Origin of the sequence: Spirochaeta cellobiosiphila DSM 17781, assembly GCF_000426705.1 — a bacterium.
Taxonomy (GTDB): Bacteria; Spirochaetota; Spirochaetia; order DSM-17781; family DSM-17781; genus Spirochaeta_E; species Spirochaeta_E cellobiosiphila.
In genome coordinates, this window is record NZ_KE384554.1 from 311,005 (window position 1) to 326,859 (window position 15,855).

The 15,855-nt window shown below is 37.8% G+C and carries 10 protein-coding genes and 1 tRNA gene; 8 read left to right on the top strand and 3 right to left on the bottom strand.

Annotated features, from left to right (window positions below; all coding sequences use genetic code 11):
- The first annotated feature begins 64 nt into the window (after window positions 1-64).
- Window positions 65-1,021 (top strand): GSCFA domain-containing protein, encoded by a 957-nt coding sequence (locus K345_RS0108240; RefSeq protein WP_028973756.1) that lies wholly within the window; start codon window positions 65-67, stop codon window positions 1,019-1,021.
- A gap of 59 nt (window positions 1,022-1,080) precedes the next feature.
- Here the strand turns inward: K345_RS0108240 and K345_RS0108245 are convergent.
- Window positions 1,081-1,153: transfer RNA gene (locus K345_RS0108245), tRNA-Met, on the bottom strand.
- A gap of 56 nt (window positions 1,154-1,209) precedes the next feature.
- Window positions 1,210-4,155 carry a hypothetical protein gene (locus K345_RS0108250; RefSeq protein ID WP_028973757.1) on the bottom strand — a complete coding sequence of 982 codons (2,946 nt, stop codon included), beginning with the start codon at window positions 4,153-4,155 and terminating at the stop codon, window positions 1,210-1,212.
- A 144-nt stretch (window positions 4,156-4,299) separates the two neighbouring features.
- On the opposite strand from K345_RS0108250, the gene K345_RS0108255 reads away from it, so the two are divergent.
- The 3 genes from K345_RS0108255 to K345_RS0108265 are packed head-to-tail and all read left to right on the top strand — an operon-like array spanning window position 4,300 to window position 7,165.
- Window positions 4,300-6,240, top strand: a complete 1,941-nt coding sequence (locus K345_RS0108255; RefSeq protein ID WP_028973758.1) for a GAF domain-containing SpoIIE family protein phosphatase — start codon at window positions 4,300-4,302, stop codon at window positions 6,238-6,240.
- A gap of 28 nt (window positions 6,241-6,268) precedes the next feature.
- The gene (locus tag K345_RS0108260) at window positions 6,269-6,604 is read left to right on the top strand and encodes an STAS domain-containing protein (RefSeq protein WP_028973759.1); all 336 of its coding nucleotides are present in this window, start codon (window positions 6,269-6,271) and stop codon (window positions 6,602-6,604) included.
- A gap of 12 nt (window positions 6,605-6,616) precedes the next feature.
- Window positions 6,617-7,165: an ATP-binding protein gene (locus tag K345_RS0108265; protein WP_037571625.1), complete on the top strand. Its 549-nt coding sequence runs from the start codon at window positions 6,617-6,619 to the stop codon at window positions 7,163-7,165.
- On the opposite strand, the gene K345_RS0108270 is transcribed toward K345_RS0108265, so the two are convergent.
- Window positions 7,162-7,809, bottom strand: coding sequence for a hypothetical protein (locus tag K345_RS0108270; RefSeq protein ID WP_156888352.1), 648 nt, complete (start codon window positions 7,807-7,809; stop codon window positions 7,162-7,164). The two genes, K345_RS0108265 and K345_RS0108270, sit on opposite strands and share 4 nt — an antisense overlap.
- A 44-nt stretch (window positions 7,810-7,853) precedes the next feature.
- Between K345_RS0108270 and K345_RS20290 the strand changes: the two genes are divergently transcribed.
- The 4 genes from K345_RS20290 (at window position 7,854) to K345_RS0108290 (ending at window position 15,850) form a co-directional block, all read left to right on the top strand.
- Window positions 7,854-9,119: an HD domain-containing protein gene (locus tag K345_RS20290; RefSeq protein WP_053228154.1), complete on the top strand. Its 1,266-nt coding sequence runs from the start codon at window positions 7,854-7,856 to the stop codon at window positions 9,117-9,119.
- A gap of 38 nt (window positions 9,120-9,157) precedes the next feature.
- Window positions 9,158-9,871, top strand: a complete 714-nt coding sequence (locus K345_RS0108280; protein WP_028973762.1) for a late competence development ComFB family protein — start codon at window positions 9,158-9,160, stop codon at window positions 9,869-9,871.
- 69 nt (window positions 9,872-9,940) lie between these two features.
- Window positions 9,941-14,398, top strand: a complete 4,458-nt coding sequence (locus tag K345_RS0108285; RefSeq protein ID WP_028973763.1) for a hypothetical protein — start codon at window positions 9,941-9,943, stop codon at window positions 14,396-14,398.
- 51 nt (window positions 14,399-14,449) lie between these two features.
- Window positions 14,450-15,850 carry a hypothetical protein gene (locus K345_RS0108290; protein ID WP_028973764.1) on the top strand — a complete coding sequence of 467 codons (1,401 nt, stop codon included), beginning with the start codon at window positions 14,450-14,452 and terminating at the stop codon, window positions 15,848-15,850.
- Window positions 15,851-15,855 lie beyond the last annotated feature (5 nt).

Genomic DNA, 15,855 nt, shown 5'->3' on the forward strand with positions numbered 1-15,855 from the left:
ATAGGCAAAATCGAATAAATTGTCGATACAAGGACATACATCATAAAGGAAGGTTTTTATATATATGGAATATATTGAAGATTACATGACCCAAATTCCCCTATCTCACCCCTTAAATTTTAAGATGGAAGGGCCATTACTGATGTTAGGATCCTGTTTTGCTGACAATATATATAATTACCTGAAGGATCGTCTCCTTCCAGTAGTCAGTAATCCCCTGGGTCCGGCTTATAATCCCCTTTCTATAGCCCAGTTGATCGATAAGCATTACCTTGAGCAGTCCATTAAGGAGCCCCTCATCGTTCAAACGGGGGGATTATTCGGTAGTTATGAATGTCATACGAAGCTCAATCAGGAATCATCACAGCAATTAGTGCAAACACTGGATAGCCGTAAAAAACAGCTTCTCCAGGCACTGACCAGCTCCCGGATCCTTACCCTGAGCTTGGGTAGTAGTTATTATTATAGTTATGAAGGCTTTACAGTGCTTAATTGCCAAAAGCAGAAGAATTCTCTCTTTGACCATAGGATGGCCTCTGTCGATCTAATGTATGACAAGTTAAGTCAAAGTCTGGACCTCTTAGACAGGATCAATGATCATTATGAACTCATCCTAACCATAAGCCCTGTACGTTATATGACTGATAATCCTATCGATAACAGTCTTAATAAGGGACGTTTACATGAGCTTGTTAATAGAATCATCCATTCACGCTCCCGTACCCACTACTTTCCTTCCTATGAAATCGTTATGGATGAACTACGGGATTACCGCTGGTATGAACAGGATCTACGACATATAAACAAGCAGGCCCAACAGATCATTGGAAGAAAATTCTTACAGTACATTGGCTCACCAGAATTACAACAATATGAAAAGGAAGCTCTCAAAATCAGCAAATTACACAATCATATCTTATTGAATCCCCATTCAGAGGAATCCAGACAATTCGTAGAATCACGAAAGGCAAAGACGGAACAATTCCTTAAGAAGTATCCCTTTGTCAAGTTTGGAGAATAATAGTGAAGACAAAAAAAAGTAGCTGCTATAGTTAAACTATAACAGCTACTCAACCTCAGTAGTGGCGAAGGGACTTGAACCCCTGACCTGACGGATATGAGCCGTATGCTCTACCAACTGAGCTACGCCACCAAGTGATGGACGTAATTTATCAACCGGCCTAAAAAATGTCAATATATATTCGCATTTTATATTAAGCGATTTTTCTTGGCTTCTTCCATGATTCTTTTGTTCCAATAAGAGTTACGCAGGTAGGATAATTTGATCCGCGAATCCTGATTCTCACTGGCCCTTTCCTGAAGGATTTTATACCCCTTATTGAGAACAGTTATAGGATCCAGCTTCTCCTGATCCCCTAGTTGATTCAGTATATGATAGAAGAAAAAGACATACTGGGGATTGTTCAGATCATGATCAGTCAAGGCCTCATTACTAAGGAGTTTCTTAAAAGACTCAACCGCACTATCCCAATATCCCCGCTTGGCATTGATCAAATTCATCCACATCTGATTCTGTTTGGTATCAAAGACATAACCTTCTCTTGTCGTTCCTGATAAATGATCTTCCAGGAATCGTGATCCCTTTACTGGATTGATTCGACTAATAGGCAGGAACAAAACCGTATTATCCCCATTAATATGTTCCAGTAGTGATTCATGGGCTCCGTTATAGTTACCTGACATATAGAAAGCTTCTGAGAGGAAGAAGAATGATTCTTCACTATTAAGTTTGGATAACTCCTGAATGGCAAACTCACTATTACCAATATAGGTATGACATCTGGCCTTCCATATATAACTAAGCTTCTGAAAGTCATTCCACCCTTGGATACGGCAGATCTGTCCAAGCAAGTTAAAATTCTTAAGAGAACTTTGATAATCACCTAATTCAAAATTCAATCGTCCTATTAAAAATAAAAACTCACACTGAAGAAAGCGGTGCCCTTCCTCCTTTGCAATCTGTTCTCCCTGGGTGATTAGCTTCATTGCCACATCATACTTACCAATCAGAAAGGAACCGACACCAGCATAGTATTTAGCCAAGAGAGACACATGAATGCTTTTGGTAGAACTATTTAAGGCCATATCCAGATAATCCAGACCATCCCTGAGTTGACCCTTTTTGAGTAAAGCTAAGCCAAATAGGTAATAATTAACTGAAAGAGTATCTGTGCCCTCCTCCTGCTGATAATAGAGAGAATCTTTCAAAATCTTAAAGCCCTCTTCAACCATACCCATAGCCAGATAGTACTCAGCAGCTAACATAGGATTTTCTGTTATAAGCCTATCAAAGACTGGAGCTTCTTCTTTGACAATCATATTAGCTTCGGTTCCATTACCATAGTACAAAGCTAATCTTAACTTAGTCTCGAAGAGCACTAATTTAAGTTTGTCCTTTGATTTCTGATCCAGAGGGATCTTTTCGAAGTGAGTCGTTCTATTTAGAAGGTAATTTAATCCCCTCTTATTATCACAAATGAAGTAGGAATCAATCAAAGCAATCAAAACAGATAAGGCTAATTCGACCTCATCATGTTGTTCGAAGAAGTAATACAACCATGTAGAGGGAATAAGCTTTCCAGATTGATAACGATCTTTAATAGAATGAATAAGAATAGCATCCAGATCCTTTATATCCTCCTTAAGATATTCCAGTAGAAAATCCTTCATACGAGGGACTGCAGGGAATAAAGGGTTCGTTTCTCTGATGAGTCCGATCATCCGGAGGTATTTTAATTTATCCCTGATGTAAGCTTCTTTGAATCCAATAGAATCAAAGATTTCAATGAGATCATCCTCATCAACCAGACCAGTGGAGGCAATGATCACATAAAGAACTTTTGACAGAATTAATTCCTTTTCCTTCAGTAGTTGAAAACTAAAGCTCATAATGGATTGCTTATCCTGCCAGGCTCCTCTTTTTGCTAATAAAAGGAAGTGAAACACCGGCATAAGCCGACCACCTGTGATCTCAATAAGCCTTTCCGCGTTCTGTGCCGCCAAAGGTGTTTGATCCAGGATCATTTCCTTGTCCTTTAATTCATTCTTTTTGATAGGTTCAAAGTAGAGGGAATAGTTCTTAAGTACTGTGTTTAAGCCTTTTATCTTATTCTTCTTGGCAATAAAAACAGGAAGAATAATACTTCTAGGGCAGAGGAGATTCATTAGATCTATGAGAGATTGTTTTATAGCGTCGGGTATCAGTTCAAAGTCCTGAATAATAACAAGGGGGGGGATATTCATTACTTTAAGGTGGCGGCTATAGATAATAAAATAAAAATACAGGGATCTAAAAATATCAACAGAAGTAATATGGAGATACTTCTTCTGTTCTAAACCTTTTAAAAAATTATAATAACAAGGATTGGATTGCCATTCACTAAGCTCAGTACCACTTAAGTACTCAGCCGCTTTTTTAAGAATGTGCGAACTGACAATGTGACGCAGAGCAAAGAAGTCTTCCCCATTAGGCATGGGACAATCTATCCAGCTAAAGGTCCCAATATCACATTTGTAGGCTTCTACTAAAGCATGTTTTAAGTTAAAAACACGGCCGGAACCTCCATCACCATGAATGAGGATGTAATCAAAATCATATAATTTATGCTTTGCCTTTTCTAAGGGTCTCTTAAGGCTCTCCTGAAGATGAGGACGTAGATAATAAGAATCCCTCTGACCTAATATGGATTGTTTTGTGACCGTTGGTTTGATCACCCTGGAAAAGGGAGTGGCCGGTTCAATCTGAAAGTACAACTTGAAGTTCTCCAGAGCCTCGTCATGTACCCATATTTGATTCTTATCAGGTATATCAATCAAAGTCCGGTCAATATCCTGTCTAACTCTGTCCAAATCTCTTTGGCTTATCTTAGTTATATATAAGTTATAACCATATAGATCTTTTTCCAGATTATTAAGATAAACATGGATATCCCAAAGGAATTCTCCAAAGTTAGCAGAGTCCACATCCTGGCTATCAGGAAAGGTGAATCCATACAAACCATTGTCTTCAATAATGGTATGCCCCATTCTGATACTGAGTAGACTATTTATTTTATCATCAATTGATGTTGTTAGAGGACTAACGACTTTGCTCAATTGTTTAAAGTGAATAATATCCAAAACTACTAAAAACATATATTTCCCTACTGCCGATTATCGGACATTGATGGGCCAATGATAAACCGATTTTCATATTGTATTTTTTCTTGACCATTTTATGGATGCAAAGATAGACTGATAAAGTCTTTCCAAAGTTCACATTTAATAAGGTAAACCATTATGATAGATTTGGCATTAAGCTTTTTCTCTTCCCTTATCTGGGTAAGATGGGCTGTTTTGGCATTAACATACGTCTTTCATCGTTCTCGACTGGATTCGAAGCGGGATGAGATGAAAGGCTTAACTCTTCTCATTATTTTATTAGTAGTAAAAGACTTCCTATTCTATATTTTTAATCTGTATCCCATAATGGCAGTAGCAGACTTACTGTGGGTCTATGCTCTGTATCTATTCCTTTATCGTTTCACCCAAAAGATTGTTCCTTCCCTTAAGATCAATACTGTCATTAACATCATTGCTGTGGTACTTTTTATACTGGTTACGATCCTGGACTATCATCCTATGATCTCAGCTTTTATATTCCGGCTTATCATTCTTCTTAATGTCTTTGTTACTATGTATTTCTATAACGATGTATCTCCTTATAATACTGAGAATCATGAATTCATTATCAGATGCCGGAAGGTTATTTTCCGTATCCTTATTGCTTATAACCTGGTCATGATATTCTTTAGTTATACGAATACAATCGCCATGATTTTCATACTACCCCTGCCTTACCTTATATTACCCTATATCCTTTTACTATATGAAGATATAAAAACAACCAACCAACAAAAAGAGATAGAAAGCCTATCATCAAACCTATCTACAATCTATGATTTTATGAAGACCATGGGTTATAGCATATCCGAGAAACTGGAAATCTCTAAGATACTGGAATTTGTTATTGAATCGGCCGTATCCGATACCAAAGCCGATGGTGGCGCTATCTACCTAAAGGATGATTTTGAAGACAACCTAAGCATCAAATCCATCAGTGGTAAGTTTACGCCTCCCTTTCCTGTTCCTGATATGGTTAGAACCAAATATGAATATTTGCAGGACTATATCCATTCCACACCCATCCCTATAGGAAAGACACTCTTGGGAGAAGTAGCTGCAACAGGTAAGGCTTCGTACATTCGCCAAGTTAGTCTAGAGGAACGTTTGGTTCAAAACACAAAAAATGATGCCATGTATATCAGTTCCTTAATGGCAATCCCCCTCATCGTATCCAATCAAGTCTTCGGTGTTGTTGTAGTGATTAACAAACATCCGGAAAAGCTTTTTACAGAAGATCATTTTGAACACCTCAAAACCTTCACAGACTATACATCGATCAGTATTAACAATCTTTTTCTCTATATAGAATTATTGGAAAAAAAGGATATGGAAAGGGAGGTAACCATTGCTGCGGACATCCAGCAACAACTACTCCCCAGAGAGCTTCCACAATTTAGAGATTTGTCATTAGCTTCTTTTAGCTATCCTGCCAAGGGCGTCAGTGGAGATTATTATGACATCATCCCTATACGCAATAACAAGTTGGCCCTTGTTATGTGTGACGTTGCCGGTAAGGGAGTTCCCGCCTCTCTTGTAATGGTTATGATCAGAACCATTATTCACCTTGTTGTCGGCTCTGACAGAAATGCAGACAGGATTATAACATGGGTTAATAGGGGGATAACCGGACGTATAGCCTTGGACAGATTTGCAACTATGAGTTATCTCACTTATGATCCCGAAACTCATATGATCCAATATAGTAATGCAGCCCACCACCCCCTTATGATATATCGTAATGCAACAAAACAAGTTGAGACCCTGGATACAGAAGGGATTCCTATTGGTCTGGAGAAAGATTCCAAATACGGTTTAGCACAAACAAAATTAAATAATGGCGATATGATGATTCTCTATACCGATGGTATAATAGAGGCTATGAATACAAAGGGAGAACAATTCACTTATGAAAAGTTAGTTAATCTTCTGGAAGAGTATCACGATTATTCATGTCACGAACTACTAAAACTTATTAAAGACAGAATCGATTCCTTTGTAGGACAAGCAAAACAGCATGATGATCAAACAATCATCATTGCCAAAGTTGATAATTAGACACCTACAAAGCGAAGGAGAGTTATTCATGGAACTAAAGATTAGAAAACATAATGAAACCTACATAATAGATATACAGGGAGAACTAGATCTATACCATTCATTCAAACTAAAAGAGCTTGTATCAAAAATGCTTGAAAAAAAAATTACACGTTTCATTATTAATATGGAGGAAGTGGAATACATAGACTCTAGTGGCATAGGAGCTCTTATCTATGTGGTATCCACTGTCAAAAAACAAAATCACCAAATTGTCATATGCAACATACATGGTTCTGTACTTAAAGTAATCGAATTAACCAAATTGGTAGGTTATTTCCCCATGGCTAATTCCATAGATGAGTCCATACAAATGATATCTTAGGAGTAATCAATCGTGAGTGATAACAAAAAAAGAATTCAAATTGATAATGACCATCCCCTTTTCAATAAGGAAGGTTTGTTTTTTAAGGAGTTTCCCAGTGATTTTCGACAAATCAGATATTTTACCCTTATGGTCGTACAAAACGCTCCTCCTGAAATAAAGGAAATTAACCTTCTGGAACAGCAGATTTCAGAAATTATAAAGAATGCCGTTAAGCACGGCAATCACAATGATACTAATAAAAAAGTAAAAATATGGTATGAGTTTACCGAATCAAGTGCCCATATTATTGTGGAAGATGAAGGGCCTGGCTTCCAGAAGCTCAAAGAATGGAATGATTTTAATGAAAAGCGACTATCCTGTTATGCCAGACATGACTTTGAAGAACTAGGGAATTACGTATCCTATAGGACAGAAGACAGTGATGATCATGATGGAGGCAATGCCCTTTTTGCTGCCATAGAATATTGGAATGAAGGAGTGGTTTTTACTCAGAAGGCTAATTGTATAGCCCTTAAGAAAACCTTCCCCACCCGTAATAGATCGATTAAGATTTCCTAATAAACAAGATTATTGACATCTATCGTGTATTCTGGTTGAAAGGGTTCCTTTTCTGATCGCACAATGGAAAAATCATCAGAATCGAATAAAAAGTCATCTATGTAATAGTGACTCTCTTCCTTTGTAATAGTAATGATACCTTCTCCATAGGAGGAATCAGACACCACTAATCTTACATTATAGCTATACACTTCATTTTGATTTATCTCAGCACCAATAACAATTTCTCTTAAGGAGGGAACAAGTCTATCCTCCCACAATGTTTTATACAGTAACACCTTGTCTGGTATAATATAATCTGTCCAGGATTTCCCTTTTTCTAGGGCTGATATAAAGTTTTGAAGCAACTCATAACGCTGTAGCTCTGATGGACTCATTTCCTGACGAATGGGTAAATTTCCCAGGGTCATATCCACAGGACCAATAACATAAGCAGAACTAAAAAAATCCTCACGTCCTGTGAACATGGTATCAGGAGATTTGACATTATCCCTTTCTTCTCCCATACCCTCCGGGGGTTCTTGATTATCTAAGTTTGATTCCGTTAAGGTAGATGAGTTATTTCTAGGAGATGGAGACTCTTTTTTTGTACATCCCCCTAGTATTAGTATAGTAAAAATCACCATAAGCACTGTGTATTTCATGGACAGAAGTATAACATAGGACTAGTTTTTAATAAGGATTATATATGCACTCAAATCATATTATACATGAATATTTTGACAAAGATTTTGTGGTCCCTATCAGGGATTCCCTATGGCATCATATTTATCTCACTAGTGAGTTCGCTGAACTTATCAAGACAAAGCCGTTCTTACAGTTGCATAATATAAAGCAATTAGGTCCTACCTATCTCGTGTATCCAGGAGCTACCCATACAAGAGCTAACCATAGTTTAGGGGTATTCCATTTAGCCAAACAGATTATTGAATCTCTTATCATTAAGCCTAATTGTCCTGAGTTAAACATCTACCATGTGAAGGCTTTTCTTGTAGCAGCTTTGCTTCATGACTTAGGGCATTTTCCCTATACACATAGTTTTAAAGAACTTCCTCTGGTCGATCATGAGATCCTAACAGGACGTATCATAATGAACTCTGAAATCCATCAACTGCTTGAACGGATTAAAATAAAGCCGAAAGATGTAGTATCCATCATCGATCACCATCACCCTCTTCCTGCTGATTCAGATTTTCTCCTTTATCGTAATATTCTTTCAGGTGTACTAGACCCTGACAAGCTGGATTATCTCAATAGAGATGCCTTTTATTGTGGTGTACCCTATGGCATACAGGATATTGATCACATATTCCATAACCTGCGTTTTCACTCTTCTAATGGAATATCACTAACGAATAAAGGAATTATGTCTATTGAGAATATACTTTTCTCCAAATATCAGATGTACAAATCTGTCTACTGGCATCCCCAGGTACGAATTGCCACTGCTTTAGTTAAAAAAGCTGTGTATCTCGGATTAGAGAACAGGGAGATCAATCCTGATAATCTGTATTACAAGGATGATAGAGAATTTCATTACATGACAAGAGACCTATCAGCCCCCATTCAGACATTAATTCAGGCTAGCGAAAATCCTGGACAGTATGTAATTCATGAAGAAATGGATTTTGATAGTAACAACAATCTTCATCAGCAATTAACACAGCTAGATGAACGTCACAAATGTGAACAAGAGATAGAACAGAGCATAAAAGACTTACTGGGTACAGATGTTAAGAACCAGATTATTCTGGATATACCCGAGAATATTAACTTTGAAGTAAAATTCCCCATTCAAACATCGAATTCCGTCATTCCTTTTGAGAATTCAGAATCTGTATTCAACAAACAGAATGTTCATTATTTTACTTCATCCCTCAGAAAGATAAGACTTTTAATGCCTTTGAACCTATCAAATGCAATTGGTCCTGAAAAATCTTTCCTTGCACGCTAATATAAAGCTAGTTAAACTATAAATGGGAGGTAAGTTTGATGCAAATCCATAACTTAATGCAAGACTATGTCATTAAACGGGTAGAAGACCTGTTTCAAGAAGAGATAGCCAAAGGTAATACAGATTTCTGTAGAAATTATCAGTGCAAACTAGATGTCATTTGTTTTGTATTAAATCGTGTTAGACCTGAATATGTTATATCCGGTAGAGGCTTAGCCCATCACGAAGTTAATTATCAGGATAAATTGCAGAAGGAAGCAGACATTACAGCCTTAATATGGGAAGCCATTGAAATTGTGTCAAAAGGAAAAAGGCCTTCCGCCAGTACAACGATGAAAGAAAAACCCTCCGTTCCACAGGGCGATTTTTTTAATTTTCCATCCATAATGGGACGGTTATTTAACGGTACTAATTTCTGTCCTATCTCTGAAACAAAGATAAGCTTGTGGCTTGATGGAGAATTAGTAAAATCAATTGACGATAACTGGCTTAATCCTTATGAAATGGTTCCTTCAACAGCAGGAACTTATACTTTTTGGCCTTATCCTGTTAAAGCTGCCTATGCTGGTCAAAGCAAAACTTTTAGCTTCGAAATCAAAGTGGAAGATGACAGATTTGAACCTTTATACCATTACTTTGATTTGACCATTGAAGCAAAGGATACGTTCCTTGAGTTTTTCCAAATCAATGAATCCTATAAAATAAAGGATCTAACCATCTTTCCTGTTGAGAATGAAGTTGGTCTCAAATGATACCATTCCTCTTGTAATTTCTTTATAATTGAACATACCAAAGTGAATCGTATAAATAAAGGAGATTACTTGAGGAAGTATTTATTAGTTTTATTACTAATACCATCAATCTTCATAAATCTATATTCTCAAGAACAAGAAGTCAGTGAAACCCTATGGCAGGATGCTGGTGGAGATTATCAGTTATTTGTCACAGGCTCCTGGACACTGGATATGCTAATGGGACTGGGCTATACACAATCCTCTACAAAAGGGAGCTATTTACAGAACCTTCCCAGTTTTGAGGAAGGTTTTTTGTTTACTCAAACACCAGACTTTACAGCATCCCTCCGTATCTATGATCAATTACTGGCAGAGGTAAGTTATCTAGGTGGTTTTGACAATAACACCTACTTGCTTGGTTATGAAGGAAGAGAAGATCAGCTGGTAAAGCAATTTTATCTTGGGAATACCAGTATTAATATGGATGAATACGCTGACCAGATAACCAATTCTCAAACCTATGACTCTCCAGGGATTAAGCTAAAAACAGAAACGGATAAGGCGAAATGGGAAACCATCTTCCGTTATTCTCCAGAAACAGTACAAACGGCCCGGTTCAAGGGTAATCAGAAAACAAGTTCAACCTCTATTAATCTGAAGGATTATAGCAAAGGACAATACTTTCACCTCCCGGACGACAATGTTCAGGACCTGGAAATTTACATTCAGAATAGAAAGGGAGAATACATTGATGAAGATCCTGCCTCTGACGATCATTATACCAAACTAGAACCAGAGGAATACCAGTACAGGCAAGCGTCTAATCTCCTTGTGTTAAACGCAAAATCATCAGGAAAAGTATTAATCTTCTATACAAAATCAGGATATACCGTCGGAGATAGTAATATTGGCTTAAATAGCCTCCCAGATGGTAACTCCGGTTTTATTGACTTAGACTTACCCTATATAAATTTTAATTTTTCAATAACCTCCTACCTTGGAACAGATCAAAGTGGAAGACTGGTAAATCTCGTATGGAAAGGGATCAGTCAGGGAAAGGACTATTACGTCCTTTATGACCCGTCCAAGTTCAACCCCTTTGAATCCCGTAATGTGTACTCTGACTTTGATGATTCTATAACAAGCTTTGAGTTGTATGCGCTCAGTAATACAGCAGATCCCATTGAAAGTTATGATTACGAACCAATCCTATCAACCAATGCATTACGTATTCAATCTAGTGATAGTAATGATTATCCCCTAGGGAAGGATGTCCCAGAACTATACTCTCCTGAAAATAATTTCTTACCTACTTTTTTTCTCGCTGCCCTGTCAGAAACACAACAGTCATACCAGTACTATCTGGGATCTGGAGTACTTGAAGATTCCCTTAGTATCTATATTAATGGTCATAGAACAGAGTCCTATAGTTTTAACCCCGATACAGGGTACATTACTTTTAGCCAGATCATCTATCCCAACGATACAATCGATGTTACCTATACTAGTGAGACCTCTGATGGTAAGGAAGGTTCCATCTATGCCTCATCCGGGCTATCTTACGATATTAACGATAGAGTGAACCTTCAAGGCAATCTTCAGGGAAGCTACAATGTAACAAATTCAGAATATTCCAGCTTCGAATCAGAACATAGTGCCTATATAAACTCTGCTTTGCAACTGAGTTATGATGATGGGAATACTTTTTTTAAAGTAACCCCTCAATACAATACTATTTATACAGATACTAGCGGCTTATACGAATTCGAAACCTTCGATCAGGACAGCATACGCTTGAGCTACTATTGGGGATATGAGATTCCCAGTGCCCCTCCTGTATCAACAGTATATGGGAATAGTTTAACAAGCACTAATGAGGGAATCCTGAAGTATAAAGACTATTCTCAATATGATGAATATGGGAACCTGATACTAAGTTCTTATGGATCCTCCTCTTATAATGAAGAAAGCGATAAGTCTGGTCCTTATGTTACCTATGGTGATGATAACATTCCTTATAATATTAATATTCTTGATTTCTCTCTAACCCCTTCTCAATCATGGGTAGGAAGCCAACATCTGCTACCCTCCCTCTATGAAGGCAATAATATATCTGAAATAACCCTTAGCATTAAGAACATTGATAACAGCAATTTGAGCACAAATAGTCACATTTACCTTCAAATAGGTACTTTATCAGAAGACGTCAATGATAACGGGGCCTATGATGATGATCTCTATACCCAGACAGGTTTAAATTATGGAGAGTATTATGACAAGGGAGAAGACTTTGATGATAATAATGTATTTCAAAACTCTGAGACTCTTGTTACGTATGAATTAGGGACTTGGGATTCTTCCCTAATGGACTGGCAGAATTTCACATTAGAACTCAATAATGGGGATAGAAAGTTACTGAATAATGCCACCGCTTATCGAATCATCTTTTACGATAGTTCAGCTACTGCTATTACGGGAAAAATTGCAGTTAGTCCTATTGAGATAAGACTCCTTAATGGTGTCATTGATTCCACAGAATCAGAAAGTTCGCTCTCTAGGGAGAGCCCCCTTAACTCTCAAATATCCCTTCAAAATACGGCCCTTACGATTTTATCTATTGATAATAAAACCAACAACATCCTTTGGCATTGGAAGAAATCCAATCCTACTACCGTAAAAGCATATTCAAAATATTATTTCACCTCTCCCATGCCCATTAAGGATTATGAAGAATGGTCCCTCTATATTCATACCTTAGACGGCATTACCTCTCCTGAGACCATTACCCTTACCCTTTTTGACAGTGAGGGGCGTACCCAGGATTGGACTGTGGAAGCTGATGAGTTAATACTAAACCAGTGGGAACAGTTACGATTTCCAACAAAAGACTGGCCCTATGACACAGAGGCCTATGGACTAATCCTATCAAGTACAGCTGCTGATACAATAGAATTATTGGTCGACGAGCTCCTGCTCTATGGGGGAAAGCAAGATAGTATTTATATGGTGGATACCTATGTTTCAACCAATTTAAATACCCTCCTTTCCCTCCCTAAGCATCCCTATATACCGAATACCAATGTGGAATGGACAGGCAAAGCCTACAATGGGGAGTATTATAATAGTGTTTATTCTCTTGATACGAAATGGGATATCCTTTGGAACGATTTATCCATAGACCATAGTTACTATGACGACAGTAGCAACGATGTGGATATAAAGAATGAGGGAACCCTTGCTTTGTGGGATAAAAATATACGTCTAACAGATACTTATGATTCACGAGGGAGCCATAGTAATAAATATAGTCTCACAATCCCCGGGCAAGGATCACTGAGCTATCGGCAAGGCATTAACTATGACAATAGCACCAGTAAAAGTTATAAATCTCAACTACAATACTCAAAGCCACAGTTTAATTTTGCTCTCAACAACGCCTTGTCATTGGGACAAATAGATACTATTGATAAGGATAAAGAATTTTACCCATGGCAATCCACTATCTATGACTTATATGATTATTCAACCAGCTATAAAAGATCCTATCATACAGACAGTTTGCAGACCCAATTCCGGTGGTCTGTTTTGGCTCCCCAACTTGGTATCAGCCAAAGCCTCAACACCCTGAGGAAGAGCCCCTATACACAGCAAAGCACCCAGGCAATCAAGATGAGCCTGCCCATATATGGCAGAGGTTTTTCTTTAACCCCCTATTATAGTAAGTCCTTAAAGAAAAGCGTTACCTATGCCTCCAACCGTGAGATTAGTTTTCAAAAAGAGGCAGGATTCGATCAATGGCGTAGTGATTGGCCTCAGTTTTTAAGCCAGTGGTATAGGGAGTTATTCTATCAACCTTATGTGGAAAGGGAAAAGGAACAGGAAATCCTATACACTCCTGAAGGGGGCGTAAGTATAAAGAGGGATATAGGCTTCTCTCCATGGGAGTTAATTGCACCCAACTTTATAACGGCCTCCGCCCAAACAAAGACGAGTGCCTATGAAGATAGCATTAATTATGACTATCAATATAGTTTAGGTTTGGAAAGCAGTAGTATTAATCTATTGGGGACTCAAAGCCATTGGTTGAAAATTCCTTTTTTCCTGACAGATATACAAAACCACCGATACAGGATCTCATGGAACAAGGAGGATGTGACTTTTTCAGGCATGAACAGAGTCACTCTTCAAATCACCAAGAGTAAAAAATACCTCAGTAATATAGAATATGAATTTGTTGATGGGCAGTGGAAAAGTATGGATTTGGAATGGCAATTTCAAACAAAAACTGCCTATATGGGTCATAGTGTATTACCGTATGTCCCCAAAAGCTTAATACAATCACAATCTGTACAGAATACAGAAAGGCTGAATAGCTATTGGTTAAGAGATAAGAGCTATGAAATCTGGTTGGGACATGAGACCAAAGTTATTCTTGCAAAGCAACGAGGAAGTATTAAAGTTTACCTTGACCTGGGATATTATACACAGGAGGATATTCTTACCTATGGTTTTAGGACGGGAATTCAGTCAATTATTCAGTATTAAATATTGGTATTTTATTATTATTAAGGTTATATATTAGTAAGGAGAAAGTGCATGAGAAAAACATATCTAATTTTTGCAGCCATCACTATTCTTATTCTGCCAGCGTGGTCTGATTCCCAAACGGCCTCCACCGAAACTGGGGCTAGCGTTGGATTAGGCGTGGAAAGCATAGATGACATTACCTATAACACATTGAGTTTAGCTCCTGATTTGAGTATGGGTAAAATAGGAATTGGTTTAGATCTGGTATTGAACTATGAATTAAAAAGTGATGCCGTAGGTAATCCTGAGTTTGATTTAAGACAGGAAGACTGGGTCCCTGAGGATGATGGGGATTTTCAAGATTGGCTAGAATTGTATTTCAGTAAAATCCTATACCTTCGTTATGGGAATAAGGGAGATGACATATATGCTAAGTTTGGAGCCATATCGGATGCCACCCTCGGTAATGGTTTTATCATGGGTAATTATTCTAACATGCTCTTCCGTCCTGAAATTAAACCTTTAGGTTTGAGTTTTGATTTAGATTCAGCACTTTTTAATTTGCCCTATTTTGGCTTTGAATCCTTCGTTGGGAACTTAGCAGCCTTCGATGTTATAGGAGGTAGATTATATGCCCGTCCTATGGGATTTATGGAAAATGAAATCCTTAAACAGTTTCAATTAGGATATACAATAGTTTTGGACAATGCCCCCTTCCACTATGTCGAAGACAGATCTGATAATCCTGATACAACAGGGATTGATGAAAGCAAATTATATAATAAAGAAGAAACTGTATTTGTTACAGGCTTGGACTTTAAGCAACCTTTGCTCATGAGTGATACCCTTTCCTTAGCCCTCTTCGGAGATATTGCAAGCGAAGAAGGAGCGCTGGGAGGAATGATAGGAGCCGGTGGTCGATTAGTTAAAATAGTGACTTATGGTGGCCAGATACGAATCATGGGAGAAGACTTCCTACCAACATACTTTAACCAAAGTTACGATTTGGACAGAGCTTCAAAATACCTAATAACCAAAAATATCATTAAGGATGTAATGGATCCCTACCAATCATGGTTAGCCTCTCTGGGATTATCCATGATAGAAGACCTCCTTGTCATGAATGTCAGCGTAGAATCACCCTTTCAAAAAGTCATTAAGGATGAAAAGGATCCTGATACTACAGATCTGGTTTATTTGAATTATCCTCATCTCATTACTTACTTTGAGGTAAAGCCCGGATTACTTCCCAATCTTAGCTTTGGAGCCTCCTATGATAAAAGGGAAATAAAAGAATGGGCAGATCTATCTGAACTGGATAACTCCCTTATAGGGGCCAGAATTAATTACCAGACAGGACCAGCTGTTGTATCATTATTGTATAATCTGACTTATAACAATGATCATGAACCTGACAAAGATGCTTGGGACGTTTCTACAAAACTCGAAACAGCCATAAGCTTGTATTAAGGAGC